The sequence below is a fragment of the Chryseobacterium tructae genome, assembly GCF_030409875.1.
Lineage (GTDB): Bacteria > Bacteroidota > Bacteroidia > Flavobacteriales > Weeksellaceae > Chryseobacterium > Chryseobacterium tructae.
The window spans coordinates 2,679,863-2,702,230 of the sequence record NZ_JAUFQR010000001.1 but is presented as its reverse complement, the minus strand read 5'-3'; the positions used below and the strand labels follow the sequence as shown (position 1 = coordinate 2,702,230).

Below are 22,368 nucleotides of genomic sequence, written 5' to 3'. Positions count from 1 at the left end.
ATGGAATTAAGTTATCATGTAGCTGAAAAAGCACTACAAGCGGCTATACAAAAAGCAAGATCACTGAATATTCCCGTAAGTATTGCCATTGTAGATTCGGGTGGCCATCTGCTTTCTTTTGCAAGGCTTGAGAGTGTATATGGAGTGATCGAATTGGCAATCAAAAAAGCCCGTACAGCGGCAATGTTTGGTGTAGATAGTGATATCATGGGTACTATTATTTCAGGAGCAGAAATACATGGATATGGTATGCTCAATTCAAATGAAGGACTGCTAACCATTGCCGGAGGTGTGGTGATTAAAGATACTGAAGGAAAAATTATAGGTGCCATTGCTTCATCTGGCGGAACTCCTGAACAGGATAAAGAAATTGCAGAAACAGGAGCTTCTGTTATTGCTTAAATTTAAGATATTTGTATCATGGAAAATACTTCTGAAATCATATTTGATAAGTTAGTTTATTCGTGTGCTTTTGAATCGTATAGAGGGCATGAAGAGTTTATTCCTGATCATTTTTTAGGATTTCAGCTATCTGGAGAAACTCATGCTTTCCATGAGCAGGGTAAAACAGTTATTAAAGAAAATACAGTAGTTGTGGTCAGAAAAAATCAGTTGATCAGAACGATGAAATACCCTTCAAAACAGGAAAAATATCAGTTTCTTTCGATTACATTGGACGATGAAACTCTCAGGCAGTACTCCGCGGAGAATAAGATAACGGCAGAACAACCATTCCCTGAGCATCAAAAGTTATTTTTTGAACCGGATGATTTTTTTAAAACGTATTTTACATCCCTCATTCCTTATGTTGATAGAACGAAAGATATTCCTCCAAGACTGGCTGCCTTAAAAATAATGGAAGCTATAGAACTTCTTCTCCAAAGTCATCCTGATATTAAAAATCTTTTGTTCGACTTTTCAGAGCCGCATAAAATTGATCTGAAGGAGTTTATGAATAAAAATTTCATGTTTAATGTATCCATAGAAGCCTTTGCAAGGCTTACAGGGCGCAGTCTTTCAGGGTTTAAGCGGGATTTTAACAAGATATTTAATACGAGCCCAAAGCAATGGCTGAAAGAAAGGAGATTGAAGGAAGCCTATTATTTGATTAAAAATAAGGATAAACGACCTTCTGATATTTATCTGGATCTGGGATTTGAAAACCTGTCTCATTTTTATTTTTCATTTAAACAGAAATTCGGAGTTACAACCACAGAGATATAAGGTAAAAACACAATGGACATACACTGAAATAAGAATATTAGAATAGTCTTAAACTTATTGATATATGGGATAAAAGATAAGCCATATAGGTATATAGACTTTTGAAATCCAAGATTTACTAGAAACAGGTTTCTTATTTTTTGCCACGAATGCACAGATAATTTTATAAAGCTTTTATCTTGTAGGATTGAAGTTTAACGTACAGTTTGTCATTTTGTAGGAATCTCTATTTCGCTATTGAAATATAATAAGTTAGATTCCTACGGGATGACAAATATGTTGTAATAAATTATTCCTGCATTTGTAGCGATTATTTCTTATGGAATTATATTTTCAGCTCTTAATCTTTCAAATACTTCTATAAAAGAGGTTTCTGTACTTTTATAAGAAGTAAATCCTAAGTTTCTGCTTTTTGACATATCACACATTACTTCAAGAGGTCTCCCAAGATCCAGATCCGTATGCCATGCTGATGATAAACGATCTAAATTGTTCTCTTTCAATGAATATTTTTCGGCAATAGAATTCCAGATTTCCTGATCATTTTTCATTTCCTTTTCCAATGGTCTTATGGTTCCGTTAAAGCCATCAGCTTCTATATCAAACCAATCGGCTAGTCTATTCCAAAGCCACTTCCATCGGAAGACATCTCCATTGGTAATATTGAAAGCCTGGTTTCTTGCGGATTCTGTAGTAGAGACCCAGACTAACTGTTTGGCCAGTATTCCGGCATCAGTGATGTCGGAAACGCCATTCCATTGTGCTTCTGATCCAGGCCAGATAAATTTTCTTCCCGTTTCTTTACAGATACTGGCATAAACAGCTAACGTTGCCGCAATATTCATTAAGTTCCCAACAGCATATCCTACAACGGTGTGTGGGCGATGGATACTCCATGTAAAGCCATCTCTTTCTGAAGCTTTGTATACTTCATCTTCCTGCGCATAATAGAAATTGGGGAGAGAAAGTCTTGGATGCTCTTCTCGGACAGGTGTTTCAGGAAGTTTCCCTTCTTTTACATAGGCTTCAAATGGCCCCAGATAATGCTTCAACCCAGTCACCAGAGCTACATGCTGAACTGATTTTTTAGGAGATAAAACGTTTAACAGATTTCTTACGAGCATACTATTAACTCTAATATTTTCTTCTTCTGTCTCATTACGCATCCAGGTTGTAAAATAAACATGAGTAGGAGAGATGTTGGCTAATGCGTCTATCAGGCTCTGTTCATCCAGCAGATTTGCTTTAACGGAATGAAGACCAGCAATGTTATTGTCAGGATTTCTTGATAGCCCATATGTTGTCCAGCCTTGTGCAATAAGTTCTTCGGCAAGATTACTTCCCGTAATTCCGGTAGCTCCTACTACCAGTGCAATTTTTTTTGTATTTTCCATAAGTATTGTAAAATTTCTCTGACAAAATTATGGCGATATACAGGCATAGACGCTTGATTTAGATCATGCGTTTGGATTGATCCGGATCAAGTATTATTCAACAAATTCTTTTTACGAATCCTACTGATGGTTTCTGGAGCCAATCCAAGATAGGAGGCTATAAGATTATGAGGAACCCTTTTCATCATTTCCGGGTTTTTCTGTGCCAGTTGCAGGTATTTTTCTTCAGCAGAATATCCATTTGAAACAAGAAGTCTGTAATCTTTGGTAACAAGGCTATTTTGATATAGAATTCTGAAATAACGATCCATTACAGGAACTTCCAGCATCATTTTCTCGTAATCGTCTAAAGTAATCAACAATACTTCAGTATCTTCTACAGCATCAATATTTAAAACCGCTTTTTCCTGATGAATAAAGCTGTTGAAGTCAGAAATCCACCAGCCTTCAAAAGCAAACATATTGATGTGCTCATTTCCCTTTTCGTCAGGAAAATAAGATTTAAGCAATCCTTTACTGACAAATGAAAGACATTTACATACATCTCCTTCCTGTAACAAATATTGTTTTTTCTTCAGTTTTTTTATTGTGAAAAAATTCTGAATCAGAATTTTCTGTTCATCATTGATCTCAACCTTATTCTGAATATGGGAAAGTAATACCTCAAACATCTGACAAATATTTCATCAAAAATACTGTTTTCAGAAAGAATTGAAGCCTTATTTTTCAAAATCATAAAAGTTAATTCCGGTTTCTAAATCTTTAATTTTTACAGCTCGGGTGTGCAAAGGATACAATATAAACTCACCGGCACCATTGATCTTTGCTTCTAAAAGATGTCCTGCTAAAGCCGTATAGTCTTGTCTCCCTAATGTAATATGAAGGTGAAGTACAGGTTTCCCCTCAATTACAGAAACATTTCCTGAAATATTGGCGACTTCCATTTGTTCGTGGAAGGTTTTATCAACATAGCTTTTTGTTTCAAAACTAAAGAATCTAAGCGTTGCTTCACTTACAGCACCTATTCCGGTAACTTCTCCAGCCTGGATATTCTGATTTTGAACAAAATCAGTTAAAGCCTCTACAATATTGGAATGGCTTTTAAGACTTACTATATAAATCTGATCTACTTTTTTTGCTGACCAATGATTTCCTTTTAAATTTTGTATTTCCATGATAAATGACTATTTAGTGATTGATAGAATTAAACAACGCAAGGACACAACGCTTTTATTTGGAATGAGATTGTCTTAAAGACATAATAGAATCAAACATTTTCAGCAAGCCTGTATTTTTTTACCACGAATGTCTCCCGACTATAAAAACAGAATGCAATAAGCGTGCTTCCCAATGTTTCTTTGTCCTTTTAAGACAAAAAAAGATGTTGTTCATAGAAAATTAATACGCTATTTACTGCTTAAAACCGGGAAAATTTACAGAAATTTGCTGCAAATTAAAAGTCAATGAAGATTATAGACCTTGAGCAATGGAATAGAAAGGAACATTTTGAATTTTTCTCTAAAATGGCAAACCCATATTTTGGTTTTACAACAGAAGTAGACTGTACAAAAGCATTTGATACTGCCAAAGAGAAAGGATATTCTTTTTTTGCCTATTATTATCACAAGTCTATGGTTGCCGTGAATACAATTGATGAATTAAAGCTCAGAATCATTGACGGGCAGGTTGTTCAATTTGATACAGTTCATGCAGGAAGTACTATTGGAAGACCAGACGGAACTTTTGGTTTTTCATTTACTCATTTTTCAGAAGCATTTGAAGAGTTCAATGCAGCTCTTCAAAATGAAATAAAAGGAGTACATGAATCTTCAGGACTTAGACTTAGCAATGAAAGGTTAGGAAAAGATCACATAAGACATACTACAATTCCATGGTTTTCTTTCAGCGCCCTTCTTCATCCTACAGATCTTAATACGGGAGAATCCATTCCCAAAATTTCTTTTGGTAAATTCAGTATTCGTGATGGCAGAAAGTATCTGCCGGTTTCTATTGAAGTGCACCATGGGCTGGCAGATGGTATTCATATTGCTAACTATCTGAAAGAGTTTCAAAAACAGCTTGACTTATAGTGTATGAACCGAGATGTTTTAGCATAAAAACAGGCTCGTATTACGGAAAACCGTAAGGAATATTTTCAGAACTTCAGTAAGTTTGAGGCAATATATTGCTATATTAGACCATTGATTTGATAATCAAGAAAACTAATTAATCAATAACTCAATTTTACTAAGTCGCCATCATGCTGAATGATAATACTATTGATGATTCCATAATAGATGTATCGGGAAATACAGAAACTCCGATTAATTTTGGAAGTATGTCTTCTGCTCCGAACGATCAACCTACTGCTTATGATCCTAATTCGTGGAAAATAGGGCAAAAGTATGTCCGTAAGCTATCTCTTAATGAAGATCAGCTCAAAATGCTGGATAAAATGTCTTTTTCCGGCAATGTTTTCAACGAAATAGAATACTGTAAAATACAAATAATCAAACAGTTTACAAGAGCTATTGAATATTTGTATCAGCATTGCATTCCTATCAATAAATCTTATGCTACAGTTATTGATGAACTTTCGGAAATCATTGTCTGCCTCCGTTACAATTATAGGAAAGACAGTTTAAACTACAATTATACATTTGATTCTGTACAAACAGAAATTTTCAATCATATTCTGAAATTATGTGAGAATACTGTTCGTGAAGTATACGGTATCAAAAGAAAGATCAATATTGATTTCAATTATAACCATCCGGATATTCTTCATCAGTATAATAGAAAAGTGGTTTCAAAATTGGAAATTTTTCTGACAGAAAATCAACATCAGGTTCTGGACGCCGACTATAAAACGAATATTATCCTTAATGAGAATAATACGAACCGTTGGAAAACCAAATTTGATGAGATCAAAGAAGATTATTCCAATCCATTGGCTTTTGAAAGAGAAATTTTCAGACTTACGGAAGTAAATATCAAAAATCCATCTGTTGATGCTATATTTTTCGAAGCTTCAAAGTTTATTGCAGAACATGATAAAGCTTGTTCCTTAAGACTTTATATCCATTATCTTGATAAAAATTTGAATTCTCCGAAGTTTGATCAAAGACAACTCAATAAGACCGTTCAAAAAAACTTATTTTCTACAAAGGAGCAACTGTCTGATTTTGAAAAGATCCTCAGTGAGTTTATCACTGACAGAAACCTGGAACAGGCTGTTGAAAAAGTGAATTTGTTCTATACTCCTAAAAGAAAAAGAATTACCATTGATCCTGAGGCGATTAAAAGCATTCAGGCTTTAGATTCTGAAACGGCAGATATTTTAGGCCAAATTCTGAATGAAGAAGATGAGGAAATTCTTGTAAAAGAAGCAGATGAAGTTTCTCACCAACAACAGGTAACCATTACTATTCCTCAAATTCAGGAAGTTCAAATTTCAAAGTATCTTGGCTTATTGAATTTATCAGCTATTCAAATGGAAATTCTGGATCTGTTTGAAAAACAAAGTTTTAACATACTTCAGGCTGATTTTGGAGACTTTATCAAAACCAAGGGCTTATTTATGGGATCTACCATAGATGCTATCAATGAATGCTGCTATGAAACTCTTGATGATATTCTCATTGAGGAAGAAGATGACTATTTTATTATAAACACCGATTACTATAAAAAACTTTTAAACAATGATTGACAATATCAAACCCAAAGAAGCAACCTCCATTATCAATTCACTGGTAAGCGGCGTGGTTCCAAAGATGGGAGTACAACATATTACAGTAGGAAGATCTGATGAAGTAAATGCATTCATCGGTTCCCTTGAAGACGTTAAAAATGGACTTAGTCTTGTGAAATTCTGGATTGGGGATTTCGGAAGTGGGAAATCTTTTATGCTTCATCTCTTAAATACAGTAGCTTTAAAACAAAAATTTGTTGTGGCCAATGCAGATTTTACTCCGGATAACAGGCTGTATGCCAATGATGGAAAAAGTGTGATTCTCTATTCTGCCATCATGGATAATATTGCCATCCAGACCAAGCCGGAAGGTGGTGCTTTGCAAACGCTTTTGGAAAAATGGATTGAGCAGGTGATCTCAAAAACAGCAGAAGAAAACCAAATTTCTTTAATGGAAATAAGAAATGATCAATATTTAAGCTTGATTCAAAATTCCATTATGAAAACGGTCAATGAAATTACTGAGGTAGGCGGATTCGATTTTGGTTCTGCCATCGTAAAATACTATGAAGGCTATATCAAAGGGGATGAATTATTGCGTCGTAATGCATTAAAATGGCTGAAAGGAGAATATACGACCAAAACAGAAGCCCGACAGGATCTGGGAATAAGAGAAATCATTAATGACTCCAATTATTATGATATGCTGAAGAATTTCTGTAAGCTTTTTGTAAGCATGGGATACAGTGGTTTTATGATCAATCTGGATGAAGCGATCAATCTTTACAAAATATCCGTTTCTGCTTCCCGTGAAAAAAACTATGAGAAGATCTTATCCATTTATAATGACTGTTTTCAAGGAAAAGTATCTAATCTTTTCATCAACTTTGCCGGAACAAAAGAGTTTTTGGAAAATGAAAGAAGAGGACTTTTCAGTTATCAGGCTTTAAAATCCAGATTGGAAGGGAATAAATTTGAAACTTCTGAATTTCGAGATTTTGCACAGCCGGTTATTAAACTGATGCCTTTGAACCACAATGAGATCTTTGTTTTGCTTAAAAAATTAAAACTAATCTTTGATTTCAATTACAAAATAGAACTAAATATTACAGATGAGGAGATTTCTGTTTTTATGGAAGAGATGTTCAATAAACCGGGAGCTGCAGAATTTCTTACCCCAAGAGAAGTGATCAGAGACTTTCTGAATATTCTCAATATCATCAGGCAAAATCCTGATGTAGATAAAGGAAGACTTTTCGGAGATATTGAAATTTCTGATGAAAGACCCAATGATCTGATACTTTTAGATAGTATTGAAGAACTATGACAGCATTCGACCTGCTTTCTGAACCAATCAGAAAATATATCCGGGATAAAAAATGGGAGAGTCTGAGGAGAATTCAGGAAGCTTCCATTCAAAGAATTATGACAACGGATAACAATTATGTTTTAATATCCAGAACAGCTTCAGGTAAGACAGAGGCTGCTTTTCTGCCTATTTTATCTAAGGTGAATTTCAAAGAACCTGGGGTGAAAGTACTCTATATTTCTCCTTTAATTGCTTTAATTAATGATCAGTTTGTTCGTGTTGAAGGTCTTTGTGAATATCTCGATGTTCCGGTAACCAAGTGGCATGGAGAAGCGGCAAAAGGAGCTAAAGACAGATTATTAAAAAATCCGGAAGGTATAGTTCTCATTACTCCTGAATCTCTGGAGGCCATGTTTGTGAATAAACCGTACAATATCAGACATTTATTCTCAACACTCGATTATATTGTGATTGATGAGATTCATTCATTTTTGGGATCAGACCGTGGTACGCATTTGCAATCTCTTCTGAACCGTCTTCAAAAAGTAAATGCCAAAAAGTTTAGTATTGTTGGGCTTTCTGCTACAGTAAGTGATGCGAATCAATATATTGAACTTAAAAACTTTCTTGGAAACCCCGATCAAACCACAATCATCCGGGATTCAACTCCCAAGCCAATTAATGCTGTTTTCAGATACTTCACAGGCTCTTCGAATGAATTACCATTAGCTTTATTAAAGGACTTATATGTAAGAACAAGAGAAAGTAAAGTTCTTATTTCCCTAATGCAAGAGGCCGAGTAGAAGAAGTTGCGGTGAAATTAAAGCAAATATCAGAAAGAGTAGGCGGGCATAAGAATTATTTTTCACATCATTCTTCGGTAGATAAGGAAGTAAGAGAATATGTAGAGTTTTTTGCCAAAAATTCTACTCTTGAAAATTTTTGCATCTCCTGTACTTCAACCCTGGAGTTGGGGATTGATATCGGAAATGTAGACGAAGTTGTACAGATTGATGCTACTCATAGTATTGCCTCTCTGATCCAAAGGGTAGGAAGGAGTGGAAGAAGAGAAGGTAAAGCCAGTAACTTATTTTTATATGCCACTGATAAATGGAGTTTATTACAATCATTAGCATGCTGGCTGCTGTATCAGGAACAATATATAGAGCCTATTTCCATCAATGAAAGGCCTTATGATGTTTTAGTCCACCAGATTTTATCTATTGTTAAAGGTACATCGGGAATCTCTTTGTCTAAACTGTTGGAGGATATTACAACGAATTCTGTTTTCATAAAGATAAAAAGAGAAGAGGCAGAAGAGATTATCACTCATCTTATTACGCTTGATTTTTTGGAAAAGTTGGGAAATGAGCTAATCATCGGAATAGAAGGCGAAGAAGTTGTTAATAGCAGAGATTTTTACAGTCTTTTTGAAACACAGGTTTTCTTCAAAGTTTCCAGTAATGGGGTTAAGATAGGGGAATTGCCTTTATCTCCGCAAATAAGAGAAAATGAAAATATCTACTTGTCAGCAAAGATCTGGAGCATTATTGATATTGATTTTAAAACAAAAAAAATAGAGGTAATACCCGCCAAAGATGGGAAAAAGCCAACATTCTTCGGAGATGCAGCTGATACGGCTCACCGAATCCGGGAAAAAATGCTTGAAATACTTATTACAAAAGAAACATATGACTTCTTGGATGATATGAGTAGGGAAGCTCTTAATGATTTAAGGAAAGAATTTTGTGTGTTTACTCTCAATGATTTTAAAACGGAGAGGCCTTTATTGGTTAGCAATGAGCATCTTACTTTTTATTCCTTTACCAGTTCTAAAATCAACAGAACTTTACAGTTTATTCTAAACCTATCGGAAGTTAAAAGTATCCTTCATGATGAAGAGAGTCTTTTTGAAATAGAAAATTCTGACGGTAGTAAGTTTATCACTATTTTGAATGATATTAACAGGAATCAGAATATTGATCAGGAGCTTATCAATTTACTGGAGAACACTCCTGAAATGATAGACTTTTCGAAATGGGGGAAATACCTGCCTATTCAATATCAGGCTGCCTTATTAAAAGAAAAATATTTTGATTTTGAAGGGTGCTATACCTATATTCAGCAGTTGAAATGCATAGAAAATAAGTTGGAACGATCCAATTAAAATACTCCGGATATTTATCTTTAAAAAGTTATAAATATCCGGAATTTAGCGATTTAATAATAAATTTTCCTTTTCTCAAGTTTGACAATCTTATCTTTTTCCATTTGTTTGATCGTTCGTATCACAGTTTCTACACGAAGCCCGATCAATGATGCCAATTGTTGTCTGGTAAGTGGGATCAGGAAGGAGTATGGTGCTTTATCATCATGATAACTTTTCAGATAATCTAGCAGCAATTTCAGTTTGGATGCCGGATTTGAAACGAAAGATTGTAGAACATAATATATTTATAATACATTCTTTCTGCCAGGCATTGGTAAATATTCAAAGAAATCTCAGGATTGCTTTGTATCAGATCCAGAAAGCTGGATTTAGGCAATCTAAAAACAGAAGAATCTTCTATACATACGGCGTTCATAGGATAGGGACGTTCTACGAACAAAAGAGACTCTCCAAAACTATGGCCATCGGAGAATATATTTTGAATAAATTCCTTTCCATCCTCAGTATAATTGTTGAGTTTAATTTTTCCTTTTTCTATCTGGTAATAATGCAGAGGAATATCTTCTTCCCGAAAAATGATTTCTCCTGCTTTATAATGTTTTGTTTCTGCGTTAAATGAAAGTAATAAATCTTCAGTGATCATATTTGTGATTTTGTTATCATCTTAAAACATTGATACATTTCTTTTCATCATTTAATATCGATTTGTTGCAATATTTTCAAAGAATAAAGAAACGCGTATTTCAATCACTGACCATAGAATAAGGTACCATTCAGATACCACAAAATGTTATATTTCATACTTAATCATTTTAAAACTATTGATTATAATCATAAAAAGTGAAGCCATAACCTCCTACATTTATCCCTGGCAAAAAAGAAGATAAACTGTGTGATAAAAGCTGTTATGATATTTTATCTAAAAATATAACGTGGTATGTATGTGGTACTCTATTTTAATAGAATTTTAATCATTTTTTATTTCTTTGCCTTATACAAAAATGAATAAAAATTCAGATTTGTGAATGTTTTAACCTAATCATTATAAGAAATGAGTAGAGATGAGAAAGTATTATGAAAAATAAAAAACCTGAACTGAACTTAGAGGATTTGAATCAGAAGATTCTTGTACAAGATGAGATTATGGCATTAGCCAAAACAAATTCTCCCCGTTTATTAAACAAATTCAGATTGGTCTATCCGGATTTTTTTGAAAAGTTATCTGCCATACAGCCTGGCCTTAAAAATTCTGAAGTGATCTTTTGTATTTACCTTAAGCTCAATATGACAACAAAGGAAATAGCAACCTGTATCTTTGTCACCCCAAAAGCTATACAAAACCGGAAAAACAGAATCAGAAAAAAACTTAATATTCCTTCTGAATTTGATATCTACAAATGGTTTAATGAAATTTAAACCATTTTTTAAGCTTTAATAATGGCTTTATCCAGATCATGATAAAGAAGTATTTTCCAGTTATTCTCCCTGGCTTCCTTTTCCCATAAAAGTCTTAGTTCCATCGCTTTTCTGCCATCAAAATCGCTTTTGTAGGCAAGGTGGTATTTCAAATAGGAAGCCTGTGGAAGATCATCTGCTCCGTAGAAAACAGTATCTTCATTTTCCTTGATCCAGAAAACCTGCATAAATGGAGTATGCCCACCTACCACTTCATACGAAATCTCATTAGTGATCTGTCCCTTATCTTCGTTCATCCAAACAATATTGGGTAATTGGATTAGTTGGTCAAGGATATCAAAATCAAAAGAGGGATTCCCTTTATTTTTCATGGCAAAATCCAATTCACGTTTCTGAATATAGATCTGTGCATTTGGAAAGGTTGCCTCGTACCCGCGGTCTGTAAGTTGTAGAGCACCATCAATATGATCTTTATGGAGATGGGAGAGAAGAAGTTTTGTAATCTGTTCAGAACGTACATTTTCCTTCTCAAGAATTGTGGAAATAACAGTTCTACCAGCTTCATTTTCCCATCCAATTCCAGCATCTAAAAGGATATAATCGTTTTCAGTAATGATAAGAAAAGGCTGAACAGACATTTTGATCCCGGGAACAGTATCAAAGTTCTCTTCTGTTAAAAGGGTAAAATCTTTGGTTTTGCTTGCTGAGAAATTGCCTTCTTTGAGTGGAATGATTTTCATGCTGCAAATTTCCTGAATATTTCCAATATCCAAAAGGTTTTTCATCAATATTCATGATCGGCAAAAACAATTGAAAAGCCGCTACCAATTGTTCAGACCATCATCCAATGCTTTCTCGTAATTCTCTATATCAAAGGAATAAAGATCGGGAGATCTGTGAGCTCCTACACGTCTCTGCTCATCAAGTTTTTTTAACACATTCAGATTTTTAATCTTTCTATAGAAATTTCCACGATTAAGCGATTTATCCAAGATGGCTTCATATAGTTTCTGTAATTCCGGAAGAGTAAATTTTTCAGGCATCAGATTATATCCGATGGGTTTGGAAGATATTTTTTCTCTTAAAGTCAGCAATGCCTTTTCAATAATCTCACGATGATCCATCGCAAAATCAATTTCAGGCAGCTGGCGCAAATATACCCATTCACAGGCTTCGCTCACATCATCAGCGACAGGATCTATCTCAGAAGAATTATAAAGTGCATAGTATCCCACTGAAATAAACCGCTGCTTTTGAAAAAGGGTTTCATCAAACTCCTCAAAATAAAGCTGACTTCTGTTTTTTCTTCCAAAAACACCAAATTCCTCCAGAAATACATCGGTAACTCCAGCTCTGTCTCCCAATACTCTTACAACGGCTTCATCCAAATCTTCATCTCGCCTTACATAACCTCCCGGCAACAACCATTGTTTCCTGTACTTCATCCTTACCAGCAGCACCTTCAGTTCATTTTGATCAAAGCCAAAAACAACCGGATCCACTGAAATATGGGGAAGATAAAGTTCTTTTGCTTCAGCAGATTTCTGTAAGATCTGTTCCTTGGAATCTATATAATCCATAAAATAAAATGTGTGTTATTACAAATGTAAAAATAAAATCGGACAATCCTTAAAAAAACTCTTTATTGGAGCAGGCTGCGAGTCAGTAATCTATAACACCTACAGGTGAAATCTATCATAATAATATATCTTTTTTATGAAAATCCTTACCTTTGGGGACGTTAAAAATATATCCAAAATAGGTAATCATCAGGATATATTACCATTCAATAAAAATTTTAAGATGCAGGTGAATTCTACCAACGGTATTTCCAGAACAGTAGTCTGGTTAATGGCTATTATTTCAGGACTTGTAGTGGCCAACAATTATTACAACCAGCCTTTGCTGGCATTGATATCAGAGGATCTTCACGTTTCTGAAGCAGCAGCCAGCAAGATTTCTGTGCTTACCCAGATTGGCTATGCACTCGGATTATTACTGATCGTACCACTTGGTGATAAATTTTACCGCAAAAAACTAATTCTGATGGATCTGTTTTTGGTTTTTGGGTCTCTGCTTTGGATGACTTTTGCCAATCAATTATGGATGCTCTATGCTGCCAGCTTATTGATTGGAGCTACTTCTGTAATTCCGCAGCTGTTTGTTCCTATTGCCGCAGAACTTTCATCGGATAAAGAAAAATCGGCTAATATCGGTCTGGTGATGTCAGGTCTTTTATTAGGAATCTTACTTTCTCGTTTCATTGGAGGCATTGTGGGGGAAGTATGGGGATGGAGAGCCATGTTCGGAATTGCTGCAGGATTAATGATCTTAGTATGGCTCGCTGTTTACAAAATGCTTCCGGAACTACATCCTAATTTAAAGGGACTTATAAAGAGTTGATGCGTTCTGTAGCTCATCTTGCAAAAACACAGCCTATTCTTCAATTGGCATCATTCCGTGGAGCAATGGCTTTCGGATCTATGTGTGCTTTATTCACAACCTTAGTTTTTCACATGGAAAAACCACCTTTTAATGCGGGTTCATCTGTTGTGGGGAGTTTTGGATTGGCAGGAGCAGTAGGCGCACTGGCTGCTGCAAAAGTAGGAAAACTTCAAAAGTATCTGGATATCAACAGGATTATATTATATTCATTACTGATCCTGATCGGAAGTTGGGGATTCACTTACTTTGCAGGAGAAACCTACTGGGGATTGGTTGTAGGAGTAATTCTTGTAGACCTTGGGGTTCAGTCCAGTCACATTATGAACCAAACTAATTATTTTTTGATCAAGTCCAATGCGGTCAACAGATTGAATACAGTGTATATGGTTTCCTATTTTATTGGAGGCTCACTGGGAACATGGCTGGCTTCTATCGCATGGCAAAAGGCACAGTGGACTGGAGTTTGTGCGGTGGGAACTGCATTTGGAATCCTTGCTCTTATTGCCCATGTTTTGTTTTGTAATAAAGTAAATAAGCCGTAAACTTTGTTGGACAGGGCAAAGGTACAAGACGTTATTATGATTATATATTTTTAAGACGCAGGAAAATCAAAGATTTTCCTGCGTCCATTCTATTTTGCCATGGATGCACAAATACTTTTAAGCTTGTTGTTGTATTATATATTATAAAGACTTTCTTTTCTAACTCTAGCTACACATTACCTGACAACTCATCACAGCCTTCTTGGACTTCAATAAACTTCCGGTGTTTTCCGCCCCATTCGTTCAATGCATCCCATATAGGAATCAGTTCTCTGGCAATCTCTGTAAGCTCATAATCTACTCTTGGCGGAACTTCTGCATATACCGTCCTTTTTACCAACCCTTCTTTTTCAAGCTCTCTAAGCTGAAGAGTAAGCATCCTTTCTGTAATTCCTGAAATTGATCTTTTGAGTTCACTGAAACGTAATTTACCTTCCTTTAATTGGCTTAAAATAAACAACTTCCATCTTCCGCCAATTTTACATACGGCATAACTCAGGTCGCATTCATAGATATATTGTTTATTGATATTATTTGTTGAGTTTTCTTTTATCTTTCCCATTACTTACAAATTTGTTAGTACCATACATTGGCCTGTGTATAGTGCAAATGTAAGGGATGCAAACTAAATTTGCCACTATAAAAGCAGATAAAATAACAATAGCGCTACTGTTCACTGCAAAACAATATTAACTTAAAATTAAAACAAAATGCAGTTGACTCCTAAAATCAATCAGATTTTAACCCATTTAGAAAAAATACAGTCTTTTAATCCACAAAATCCATTAGATGATGCCCGTAAATATCTTGAAGTAATGTCTTTTCAACTCAGTGGAAAAAAAGAAACTGTTGCAATGATTGAAGAACTGAATATTCCAAATGAAAATCATCAGATTCCAGTCAGAATATATCGTCCCAAAGGAAAAACAGACAAAAAATCACCCGCTATTATCTATATCCATGGCGGATGGTTCATTGCCGGTGGTTATGAGACCCATGATGCCGTTGTTCGTAAACTAGCTAATAAAACAGAAGCTACTGTAATTTTTATCGATTATCGTCTTGCTCCTGAACATCCTTTCCCTGCCGGATTAAATGATTGTCTTGATGCGGTACAATGGGTCATTCAAAATTCGGAATCATTAGGAATTGATAAAGATCAGATAGGGATCATAGGAGATAGTGCCGGAGGAGCTTTATCAACAGCCGTTTCTACTCAAATTGGAGAACACTTTAAGTTTCAGGTTCTGATTTATCCTGCAGTAGATAATCAGCTCAATACAAAAACCTGGGAAATCTATGAAAACGGACCAGTACTGAATAAACAAGGTGGGGTAGAAGCCTGGGACGGATACCTTCCCAAAGAAGAAGCCAATAATCCATTGGCAATTCCGATTTTAATAAAAGATTTTAAAAATACTCCCTCTACTTTAATACTTATTGCTGAACATGACCCATTAGCTGATGACGCGAGAAACCTTGCTGAAAATATGAAAGCAGCCGGAGTATCCCTTACAACAAGCTTTTATAAAGATACCGTTCATGGCTTTATGCATATGGGAGAAATCTTGGAAGAACCTCAATTGGCCGTTAATGAAATGGCAGATTTTGCCCAGCATCATTTTAAATAATCCAAAGGAAATACCATGAAAAAGTATGCCTACATTGGATCTTTAGGTTTTATTGCGGTTATTACTACAGAATTCGGAATCATTGGAATTCTTCCGCAAGTGGCAGAGTATTATAAGATCAGTATAGACAAAGCTGGTTATCTTTTAAGTGCTTTTGCATTGGTGATTGCGCTTACAGGACCTTTTATGACGTTGCTTACGTCAGGTATTGACCGTAAAAGAGTAATGACAGCCGCCATTATTATGTTTCTGATCACAGGAATTATCTCTTCATTTTCGCCTCCTTTCTGGCTGCTTATGATAGTGAGAGTTCTTCCAGCGTTTTTACAACCCGTATATATTGCGACAGCGCTGTCTGTAGCAGTAACCGGGGCAGATCATACTAAGAAAAACGAGTTGATGAGTATTGTTTTCAGTGGGGTAGCCATTGCAATGGTGACTACAGTACCGTTTGCGACCTGGATTTCAGGGCTTTATTCATGGGAATACTCATTTATGATACAGGCTTTCATAAGCTTAATTGCTCTGATGATTATTCATTTTCTTCTTCCACCAATGCCTGTACATGAGAAAAAGTCATTTGGAAGTCAGGTCAAAATCCTGAAGCAACCGTCATTCATTTTGAGTACTCTCACTAATTTTTTTATGATTACAGCCTGGTTTTCCACGTATAGCTATTTTGCAGATTATCTGGGCAAAGCAAAAGGAATGGATACTTCAATGATAAGCTATATGCTATTTTTATTTGGGATCATAGGGATTATAGCTAATAGAATTGCAGGTAAAATGCTCAATAAGAATGTAACAGTTACTCTTGCCTTTTTTCTTTCCGGAACGGTTTTGATTCCGGTATTATTATCCCTTTCAGAGGATAACCTGCTTGCTACAATCATCGTCATAGGAGTTTGGGGGTTTCTTTATTCACCAAGTTTCCTGAATGCATCTACCTATATGATCTCTGCGGCACCTAATGCGTTAGAGTTTGCCAACAGTCTGGCTACTTCGTTCGGAAATTTAGGAGTCACTTTGGGAACAACCATCGGAGGCTGGATCATTATCACAAAAGGAGTAGAATATACACCTTGGATAGGCTTTGTTTTTGGAATTCTGGCCTTCCTGATGATGATATTCAGATATCTGTTTGAAAGAAGAAACCAGTTATTACCAGAGTGTCCGGAATAAATGTAACAAATTTTATTACATTAAAATAAATTCGTATCTTTGCTATACTTAATTCGAATTAAAATTAAATAGAATGAAAATAGAAATCTGGTCGGACGTGATGTGTCCGTTTTGCTATATTGGAAAAAATAACTTTGAACAGGCATTAGAAAAACTGCCATTTAAAGATCAAGTGGAAGTAGAGTGGAAGAGTTTTCAGCTGGATCCAACTTTAGATGCTAAAGGAACTCAGAATACCATTCAGTATTTCAGAGAGAAAAAAGGGGTACAGGAAGCTCAGGCTACACAAATGCTTGCTCAGGTTGCTCAGATGGGAAAAGGTGCAGGAATTGATTTCAATTTTGAAAAAGCATTAATTACCAATACATTCAGTGCTCACAGATTGCTTCATTTAGCTAAAAAGCACAACAAATCGAATGAGATGGAAGAGGCATTGTTTATCGCTCATTTTATTGAGGGTAAAAATGTAGGAGATACTGAGGTATTGATTTCCCTTGCTGAAAACTTAGGGATTGATAAAGAAGAAGCGAGAGAAGCAGTTACTTCCGATCAATTGGATTATGAAGTGAATCAGGATATTATGGAAGCAAGAAACAATGGGGTTTCCGGAGTTCCTTTCTTTGTCTTGAACGGTAAATATGCAGTTTCAGGTGCTCAACCAGTTGAAGTTTTTGAAAATGCACTGCAACAGACTTATAAAGAAACAGTGAGTCCTTTTAAAGATCTTTCAGGAAACAATGGAGCTTCCTGTGATGCGGATGGATGCAGCATTTAAAATTTAAACCCCAAGCTATTTTAGTTTGGGGTTTTTTAATGATTTAAAAAAGTTTTTTTAAAGTAATGGAAATAGTTTTATATTTAAAAATGTCAAATTATTAAAAGCTAGTCCATTAATGAAAACTCATGGTACGACGCAAAAGTATGAATATAAAAAGCATTAACTTTCTGAGATATTTTTCAATCCTTTCTTATGCATTGATTATTTTAGCAGGACAAATGATTGGTATTCCTTTTATTGGTTGGTTGTTATTTACAACATTTGATTTCGGAAATATTGAACAGTCTTTTGCCATTCTTGGGCTTTTAGGTATTATACTGAACTTTACCAAATGGAAAAGCAGAAATTTAATAACCATTTTAAGTTATCTTCTAATGCTTTCACCTTTAATTAGCCGAATGATTCAAATTCCTCTGACAATGTTTAATTATGCAGCATTTAAAGTTCCTTTATTTATTTTCATTACAGGGTATCTTATATTCATTGTTCTTAATGTCAGAAATAGAAAATCACAAGTTTTATAATCTTTCTGAAGTAAAACAAAACTCTTGTATCTTTGTAATACAGAATAAATCTATATTTTTCAATGATAAAAATTAATAATGACTTTCATTATCCTATTGCAGATATACTTTTTGTTTTTGCACTGGATTCTGAAGCAGGAACAGTATTTGATGATAAAAATAAATTGATCACAGGGATCGGGAAGGTGAATGCAGCCATAGAACTGACTAAAGAAATCCACACCAGAAAGCCGAAACTAATTATCAATTTAGGGTCTGCAGGAAGCAAAGGATTCCATAAAGGAGAAGTGATTTGCTGTACAAAATTTATCCAGAGAGATATGGATGTAAGAGGCTTAGGGTTTAAAATGTACGAAACACCCTTATCCGGAGTACCGCCTGTTTTGGAATACGGCTTGAAAATGGATACTTTGAAAGAAGGAATCTGTGGAAGCGGCGATAGTTTTGAAATGAATCATTCTGAAACGGATTATAATATTGTAGATATGGAAGCTTATCCTTTAGCTTTAATTGCACAACAAGAAAACATCCCGTTTCTATGCCTAAAATACATCTCTGATGATGCCGGGAGCGATGCCGCTGACGACTGGAGCGAACAGGTACATTTAGCTTCAGAAGCGTTCAAAAAGATATTATTTTCTTAAAACATATCTTTACTAAAAGTTATTTTTAATCGCCACAAATGCACGAATACTCTTAATGTGCCGATGTAGTTTTTAAAAATAACTTAATTTTTAGCAATAGATACAGAAAATTTAAAAGCCGCTTATCTTACAACTGTCTAAAAACTCTATACGGTCCACAAGCAATCCTAGCAATGAGCAATTCCGAATTTTTAAAGCAAATCAACACCTATTATCCACTATCAGCAGAGACCACCGAAGCATTACTGGATATCTGCAGCGAAGAACGATACCAAAAGAATGAGCTTCTTCTGGAAGCAGGGAGTATGGCCAGGTATTACTATTTCGTAAAATCCGGACTGATAGGGTATTATACTATTGCTGAAGATGGGAGTTCTATTTATAAAATTTTCTTTGAAGAAAACAGTTTTGTGGCTTCTACATCAGCTATCATCAAAAATGAACCAAGTGATTTCAATATTATTGCTCTGGAAGATTGTACAGTGATTAAATATCCAGTTAAAGCCTATCGCGCATTGTTAGAAAAATACCACGATCTTGCTCTTTTTCATATTCAATATTTGGAGACAAACTGGGTTGTAAAAAAAGAACCTCTTGAAGTTTCTTTAAAATTTGAGACCGCAAAACAAAGGTATTTATTATTGCTGGAAAATAAGTCTCTCTATGAAAGATTGAAACAACATCACATTGCATCTTATTTGGGAATTACACCTACGCAATTGAGCCGTATACGAAAAGAGATTAATAAGCCTGTTTAAGCTTTTGTGCACTTTAAAAAAGCTTTAATAGATAATATTTTTGATTTTTATTTCCACTATTTCTTACTTAGACCTTCCAAAATAACATACCGTATAGAATAATTTTTTGCAATACAATTTTTTGTATAGTATATTTTCCTAAATTTACAATAATTCCCATTAAAGAGAATTATAAAAAACTATAACCAAAATTCAATTAAATATTTAGACGATTATGAAACTTCATCACACTTTTTTTTATCATCCGGAACATGCGGAAAGCAATGAATTTGTTATTGAACAATTTGAACAGCAAAATGTATCTATGCAAAAGATCCAGAATGTATTAGGACGCGGCAATCGTTTTATTGTAACTGAAGGTTCTGAAGAGACAACACTTTCTATGGGAATAAATGCAGCAAGAGGAGTGCTCAGAGAAAGCAATATTTCCATTCTGGATATTGATATTATCGTATTTGTAACCAGCACTTCAGAACATCTCATCCCTTGTGATGCGATCAAAATTCATCAGGCATTACAAGGAAAGGCAAATACATTATGCTATGACATCAATGTCAATTGTATTGGTGCTTTTGTTGCCTTAGACCAGATTACAAAATATCTATCATTAACCGATACTACCCAAAAAGCATTGATAATATGTTCCGAAAAATTTTCTGTTATATTAGATTCCGAGAACCCGGTAACAGCATTTTGTTTTTCGGATTCATCTTTTGCCTTTATTGTAGAAAAAGATGAATCTAGTTCAGGATTAATGGATGTTCTTTACCATACAGACAGTAGTATCTGTAATACCGTTTTGTTTCCCCCTAAAGGATATTCCTGTTATAATTCCAGCGATGTGATGTTATGGGATAACAGTTTTGATGGAAGTGGCAGTGTCAATTTTGCATTGAATGATATACAGGGATTTTTAGAACGTAATCATTTAAGCATTGAACAAATCGACCTGTTTTTATTTTCTCAATTTTCATTAAAAAATATCAATATTATTTGTGAGCATTTTAATTTATCTCCGGAAAAGGTTCCGTTCTACTCAAGAGAAGTAGGATATACCGGTTCTTCTAGTCCTTTTCTCGCCTTGCATCAATATCAAAAGAATGTAAGAAACTTCAGCAAGGAGAATATATCTTGTTATGGACATTGGGGACAGGTTATCAGGCAGGATTGATGTTATGGAGATATTAATTATTCAATAAGAATATGTAAAAAATAAATGAACAAAAGCTTCAACATTTGTTGAGGCTTTTCCTTTTTTTTCAGTGCAATTTTGCTCTGTTATAAGATCATTGGTATTCTTAGATTATTTGAACAAAAGATCTTACATTTATACAATAGGTATCGATGATTATACAGTATTAATTAAACATTTTTAAAGCATGAAAAAGCTAATCAACATTGTTGTTGTCTTGACTGCCTTTGCACAGTTCTCAGCACAGAAGATCATTCATCAGGAAATTTTCAGTCCCAAAATGAATAAAAAGATCAAAACGATTATCATCACTCCCAATCTACAAGCCAATACAACGTATCCATCGGTATATATTCTTCATGGTTTCAGTGGCAATCCGGACAGAATAGTAAAGGAAGATATTCCAGATCTCGTTAAAAAAGCTCAGGAGTATAAAACCATTTATGTACTGCCTGATGGAAATTACAGTTCATGGTATGTAGATAGTCCAATCGTAAAAGATTCTCAATACCAGACATTTATTGGAAAAGAACTCGTTGATTTTATTGATAAAAACTATCCGGTAAAAGCTGAAAAGAAATTCAGAGGAATTTTGGGCTGGAGTATGGGTGGTTATGGAGCTACAAATATTGGTATTACTTATAATAAAACATTCGGAATTGTAGGAAGTTCTTGTGGAGCGTTAGATTTTAATTCATTCGGAGAAGGGTATCATAAATACATGGTCAATAAAGTACTGGGCCCTTTAGAGACCATAAACCCTAATTTTCTTACAGACAGTAAGATTAAGTTAATGGCAACCGCCGATCAACGCTATATTTTTGACTGCGGAACGGAAGATGTTCAGATGATCGGGCAAAACAGAAAATTTCACACCAAACTTACTGAACAAAAAATACAACATTTGTATATAGAATCTTTAGGAGCTCATGATACTCAATATTGGAGCCGTTCACTTTCTGAACAACTTACTTTATTTGATAAATATTTTAAATAATACACATCATTAAAAATCTTATTAAACCCTTTCTAAGCATTGTTCTTAGAAAGGGTTTTTTATTGTAAACAGAGGGTAGTATTTTCAAAACTCATACAATAGTTCTATAATTCAATTAAAAAAGTAGAGTAATCACTATTTATTTTTATCTTTGTTTTTAATTATTCCAAATAAGAATAAATCAAGACCAATGAAAACTTTATTTCCAAAAACACATACCAGTCTATTGATTTTACTTGATCTACATTTCAATAAACAAGAGATCAATTCCACAGATTTACTTTAAAACACTTTATAGAACTTTTATGAATAACTCCTTAAATCCACCACATCAACCGGCAGGAAAGATTATGCCGTTGCTGTCTGTGAGCCATTTACTCGTTAACCTAAAAAATAATAATTAAAAAAATGTAAAAAGAAACACACGGAAGATCTTTATGAAATTACAACCTAAAAATGAAAAACTTTATA

At 34.6% G+C, this 22,368-nt stretch carries 25 protein-coding genes and 1 pseudogene; 18 read left to right on the top strand and 8 right to left on the bottom strand.

The window, feature by feature from the left end; all coding sequences use genetic code 11:
• Both QWZ06_RS13385 and QWZ06_RS13380 read left to right on the top strand, forming a co-directional pair.
• Window positions 1–402 (top strand): GlcG/HbpS family heme-binding protein, encoded by a 402-nt coding sequence (locus QWZ06_RS13385; RefSeq protein ID WP_290298678.1) that lies wholly within the window; start codon window positions 1–3, stop codon window positions 400–402.
• A gap of 18 nt (window positions 403–420) precedes the next feature.
• Complete coding sequence (locus QWZ06_RS13380; protein ID WP_290298676.1) at window positions 421–1,224, top strand: helix-turn-helix domain-containing protein; 804 nt, start codon at window positions 421–423, stop codon at window positions 1,222–1,224.
• Between the two features lie 317 nt (window positions 1,225–1,541).
• Here the strand turns inward: QWZ06_RS13380 and QWZ06_RS13375 are convergent, their stop codons facing one another.
• From QWZ06_RS13375 to QWZ06_RS13365, 3 genes are all read right to left on the bottom strand, one after another.
• Window positions 1,542–2,618, bottom strand: coding sequence for an SDR family oxidoreductase (locus QWZ06_RS13375; RefSeq protein WP_290298674.1), 1,077 nt, complete (start codon window positions 2,616–2,618; stop codon window positions 1,542–1,544).
• Between the two features lie 86 nt (window positions 2,619–2,704).
• Complete coding sequence (locus QWZ06_RS13370) at window positions 2,705–3,289, bottom strand: Crp/Fnr family transcriptional regulator (RefSeq protein ID WP_290298672.1); 585 nt, start codon at window positions 3,287–3,289, stop codon at window positions 2,705–2,707.
• Between the two features lie 48 nt (window positions 3,290–3,337).
• On the bottom strand, window positions 3,338–3,793 hold the full coding sequence (locus tag QWZ06_RS13365; RefSeq protein ID WP_290298671.1) for a PPC domain-containing DNA-binding protein: 456 nt from the start codon (window positions 3,791–3,793) through the stop codon (window positions 3,338–3,340).
• A 288-nt stretch (window positions 3,794–4,081) separates the two neighbouring features.
• Between QWZ06_RS13365 and QWZ06_RS13360 the strand changes: the two genes are divergently transcribed.
• From QWZ06_RS13360 to QWZ06_RS13340, 5 genes are all read left to right on the top strand, one after another.
• On the top strand, window positions 4,082–4,708 hold the full coding sequence (locus QWZ06_RS13360) for a chloramphenicol acetyltransferase (RefSeq protein ID WP_290298669.1): 627 nt from the start codon (window positions 4,082–4,084) through the stop codon (window positions 4,706–4,708).
• Between the two features lie 170 nt (window positions 4,709–4,878).
• Window positions 4,879–6,327: a tellurite resistance TerB C-terminal domain-containing protein gene (locus QWZ06_RS13355; protein WP_290298667.1), complete on the top strand. Its 1,449-nt coding sequence runs from the start codon at window positions 4,879–4,881 to the stop codon at window positions 6,325–6,327.
• On the top strand, window positions 6,320–7,636 hold the full coding sequence (locus QWZ06_RS13350; RefSeq protein WP_290298665.1) for an ATP-binding protein: 1,317 nt from the start codon (window positions 6,320–6,322) through the stop codon (window positions 7,634–7,636). The genes QWZ06_RS13355 and QWZ06_RS13350 overlap by 8 nt, the downstream gene beginning before the upstream one ends.
• Window positions 7,633–8,421: a DEAD/DEAH box helicase gene (locus tag QWZ06_RS13345; protein WP_290298664.1), complete on the top strand. Its 789-nt coding sequence runs from the start codon at window positions 7,633–7,635 to the stop codon at window positions 8,419–8,421. The genes QWZ06_RS13350 and QWZ06_RS13345 overlap by 4 nt, the downstream gene beginning before the upstream one ends.
• An 11-nt stretch (window positions 8,422–8,432) precedes the next feature.
• Window positions 8,433–9,785 carry a helicase-related protein gene (locus QWZ06_RS13340; protein ID WP_290298662.1) on the top strand — a complete coding sequence of 451 codons (1,353 nt, stop codon included), beginning with the start codon at window positions 8,433–8,435 and terminating at the stop codon, window positions 9,783–9,785.
• Between the two features lie 53 nt (window positions 9,786–9,838).
• Here the strand turns inward: QWZ06_RS13340 and QWZ06_RS13335 are convergent, their stop codons facing one another.
• Together QWZ06_RS13335 and QWZ06_RS13330 are read right to left on the bottom strand one after the other, a co-directional pair.
• Complete coding sequence (locus tag QWZ06_RS13335; protein WP_290298661.1) at window positions 9,839–10,021, bottom strand: helix-turn-helix domain-containing protein; 183 nt, start codon at window positions 10,019–10,021, stop codon at window positions 9,839–9,841.
• 2 nt (window positions 10,022–10,023) lie between these two features.
• The gene (locus QWZ06_RS13330; RefSeq protein WP_290298660.1) at window positions 10,024–10,431 is read right to left on the bottom strand and encodes a Crp/Fnr family transcriptional regulator; all 408 of its coding nucleotides are present in this window, start codon (window positions 10,429–10,431) and stop codon (window positions 10,024–10,026) included.
• Between the two features lie 431 nt (window positions 10,432–10,862).
• Between QWZ06_RS13330 and QWZ06_RS13325 the strand changes: the two genes are divergently transcribed.
• On the top strand, window positions 10,863–11,204 hold the full coding sequence (locus QWZ06_RS13325; RefSeq protein ID WP_290298658.1) for a helix-turn-helix transcriptional regulator: 342 nt from the start codon (window positions 10,863–10,865) through the stop codon (window positions 11,202–11,204).
• Between the two features lie 8 nt (window positions 11,205–11,212).
• On the opposite strand, the gene QWZ06_RS13320 is transcribed toward QWZ06_RS13325, so the two are convergent.
• Window positions 11,213–11,989: an MBL fold metallo-hydrolase gene (locus tag QWZ06_RS13320; RefSeq protein WP_290298657.1), complete on the bottom strand. Its 777-nt coding sequence runs from the start codon at window positions 11,987–11,989 to the stop codon at window positions 11,213–11,215.
• A 36-nt stretch (window positions 11,990–12,025) separates the two neighbouring features.
• Window positions 12,026–12,784, bottom strand: a complete 759-nt coding sequence (locus QWZ06_RS13315) for an NUDIX hydrolase (protein WP_290298656.1) — start codon at window positions 12,782–12,784, stop codon at window positions 12,026–12,028.
• Between the two features lie 136 nt (window positions 12,785–12,920).
• On the opposite strand from QWZ06_RS13315, the gene QWZ06_RS13310 reads away from it, so the two are divergent.
• Window positions 12,921–13,607, top strand: coding sequence for an MFS transporter (locus QWZ06_RS13310; protein ID WP_290298654.1), 687 nt, complete (start codon window positions 12,921–12,923; stop codon window positions 13,605–13,607).
• Entirely contained in the window at window positions 13,607–14,191 is a 585-nt protein-coding gene (locus tag QWZ06_RS13305) for an MFS transporter (RefSeq protein ID WP_290298652.1), read from the top strand. The genes QWZ06_RS13310 and QWZ06_RS13305 overlap by 1 nt, the downstream gene beginning before the upstream one ends.
• Before the next feature lie 169 nt (window positions 14,192–14,360).
• Here QWZ06_RS13305 and QWZ06_RS13300 read toward each other — a convergent pair whose 3' ends face one another.
• Window positions 14,361–14,753, bottom strand: coding sequence for a winged helix-turn-helix transcriptional regulator (locus QWZ06_RS13300; RefSeq protein ID WP_290298651.1), 393 nt, complete (start codon window positions 14,751–14,753; stop codon window positions 14,361–14,363).
• Between the two features lie 148 nt (window positions 14,754–14,901).
• Here QWZ06_RS13300 and QWZ06_RS13295 point away from each other — a divergent pair, with 148 nt between their 5' ends.
• From QWZ06_RS13295 to QWZ06_RS13260, 8 genes and pseudogenes are all read left to right on the top strand, one after another.
• A complete protein-coding gene (locus tag QWZ06_RS13295; protein WP_290298650.1) occupies window positions 14,902–15,822 on the top strand; it encodes an alpha/beta hydrolase in 921 nt (306 codons plus the stop codon).
• A gap of 15 nt (window positions 15,823–15,837) precedes the next feature.
• A complete protein-coding gene (locus tag QWZ06_RS13290) occupies window positions 15,838–17,004 on the top strand; it encodes an MFS transporter (protein ID WP_290298649.1) in 1,167 nt (388 codons plus the stop codon).
• A gap of 73 nt (window positions 17,005–17,077) precedes the next feature.
• Complete coding sequence (locus tag QWZ06_RS13285; RefSeq protein WP_290298648.1) at window positions 17,078–17,779, top strand: DsbA family oxidoreductase; 702 nt, start codon at window positions 17,078–17,080, stop codon at window positions 17,777–17,779.
• Window positions 17,780–17,925: 146 nt separating this feature from the next.
• On the top strand, window positions 17,926–18,306 hold the full coding sequence (locus tag QWZ06_RS13280) for a hypothetical protein (protein ID WP_290298646.1): 381 nt from the start codon (window positions 17,926–17,928) through the stop codon (window positions 18,304–18,306).
• A gap of 62 nt (window positions 18,307–18,368) precedes the next feature.
• Complete coding sequence (locus tag QWZ06_RS13275) at window positions 18,369–18,950, top strand: 5'-methylthioadenosine/S-adenosylhomocysteine nucleosidase family protein (RefSeq protein ID WP_290298644.1); 582 nt, start codon at window positions 18,369–18,371, stop codon at window positions 18,948–18,950.
• A gap of 173 nt (window positions 18,951–19,123) precedes the next feature.
• On the top strand, window positions 19,124–19,708 hold the full coding sequence (locus tag QWZ06_RS13270) for a Crp/Fnr family transcriptional regulator (protein ID WP_290298642.1): 585 nt from the start codon (window positions 19,124–19,126) through the stop codon (window positions 19,706–19,708).
• A gap of 214 nt (window positions 19,709–19,922) precedes the next feature.
• A pseudogene (locus QWZ06_RS13265) lies at window positions 19,923–20,896 on the top strand (3-oxoacyl-[acyl-carrier-protein] synthase III C-terminal domain-containing protein).
• 191 nt (window positions 20,897–21,087) lie between these two features.
• Window positions 21,088–21,897, top strand: coding sequence for an alpha/beta hydrolase (locus QWZ06_RS13260; RefSeq protein ID WP_290298638.1), 810 nt, complete (start codon window positions 21,088–21,090; stop codon window positions 21,895–21,897).
• Window positions 21,898–22,368: the final 471 nt, after the last annotated feature.

Excerpts from the sequence above, each read along its gene's own strand:
- QWZ06_RS13315 (WP_290298656.1), bottom strand. The coding sequence starts at position 12,784 with ATGGATTATATAGATTCCAAGGAACAGATCTTACAGAAATCTGCTGAA.
- QWZ06_RS13355 (WP_290298667.1), top strand. The coding sequence starts at position 4,879 with ATGCTGAATGATAATACTATTGATGATTCCATAATAGATGTATCGGGA.
- QWZ06_RS13385 (WP_290298678.1), top strand. The coding sequence starts at position 1 with ATGGAATTAAGTTATCATGTAGCTGAAAAAGCACTACAAGCGGCTATA.
- QWZ06_RS13330 (WP_290298660.1), bottom strand. The coding sequence starts at position 10,431 with ATGATCACTGAAGATTTATTACTTTCATTTAACGCAGAAACAAAACAT.
- QWZ06_RS13350 (WP_290298665.1), top strand. The coding sequence starts at position 6,320 with ATGATTGACAATATCAAACCCAAAGAAGCAACCTCCATTATCAATTCA.
- QWZ06_RS13290 (WP_290298649.1), top strand. The coding sequence starts at position 15,838 with ATGAAAAAGTATGCCTACATTGGATCTTTAGGTTTTATTGCGGTTATT.
- QWZ06_RS13300 (WP_290298651.1), bottom strand. The coding sequence starts at position 14,753 with ATGGGAAAGATAAAAGAAAACTCAACAAATAATATCAATAAACAATAT.
- QWZ06_RS13370 (WP_290298672.1), bottom strand. The coding sequence starts at position 3,289 with ATGTTTGAGGTATTACTTTCCCATATTCAGAATAAGGTTGAGATCAAT.
- QWZ06_RS13345 (WP_290298664.1), top strand. The coding sequence starts at position 7,633 with ATGACAGCATTCGACCTGCTTTCTGAACCAATCAGAAAATATATCCGG.
- QWZ06_RS13380 (WP_290298676.1), top strand. The coding sequence starts at position 421 with ATGGAAAATACTTCTGAAATCATATTTGATAAGTTAGTTTATTCGTGT.
- QWZ06_RS13280 (WP_290298646.1), top strand. The coding sequence starts at position 17,926 with ATGAATATAAAAAGCATTAACTTTCTGAGATATTTTTCAATCCTTTCT.
- QWZ06_RS13270 (WP_290298642.1), top strand. The coding sequence starts at position 19,124 with ATGAGCAATTCCGAATTTTTAAAGCAAATCAACACCTATTATCCACTA.
- QWZ06_RS13305 (WP_290298652.1), top strand. The coding sequence starts at position 13,607 with ATGCGTTCTGTAGCTCATCTTGCAAAAACACAGCCTATTCTTCAATTG.
- QWZ06_RS13320 (WP_290298657.1), bottom strand. The coding sequence starts at position 11,989 with ATGAAAAACCTTTTGGATATTGGAAATATTCAGGAAATTTGCAGCATG.
- QWZ06_RS13325 (WP_290298658.1), top strand. The coding sequence starts at position 10,863 with ATGAAAAATAAAAAACCTGAACTGAACTTAGAGGATTTGAATCAGAAG.
- QWZ06_RS13360 (WP_290298669.1), top strand. The coding sequence starts at position 4,082 with ATGAAGATTATAGACCTTGAGCAATGGAATAGAAAGGAACATTTTGAA.
- QWZ06_RS13260 (WP_290298638.1), top strand. The coding sequence starts at position 21,088 with ATGAAAAAGCTAATCAACATTGTTGTTGTCTTGACTGCCTTTGCACAG.
- QWZ06_RS13295 (WP_290298650.1), top strand. The coding sequence starts at position 14,902 with ATGCAGTTGACTCCTAAAATCAATCAGATTTTAACCCATTTAGAAAAA.
- QWZ06_RS13310 (WP_290298654.1), top strand. The coding sequence starts at position 12,921 with ATGAAAATCCTTACCTTTGGGGACGTTAAAAATATATCCAAAATAGGT.
- QWZ06_RS13375 (WP_290298674.1), bottom strand. The coding sequence starts at position 2,618 with ATGGAAAATACAAAAAAAATTGCACTGGTAGTAGGAGCTACCGGAATT.
- QWZ06_RS13365 (WP_290298671.1), bottom strand. The coding sequence starts at position 3,793 with ATGGAAATACAAAATTTAAAAGGAAATCATTGGTCAGCAAAAAAAGTA.
- QWZ06_RS13275 (WP_290298644.1), top strand. The coding sequence starts at position 18,369 with ATGATAAAAATTAATAATGACTTTCATTATCCTATTGCAGATATACTT.
- QWZ06_RS13285 (WP_290298648.1), top strand. The coding sequence starts at position 17,078 with ATGAAAATAGAAATCTGGTCGGACGTGATGTGTCCGTTTTGCTATATT.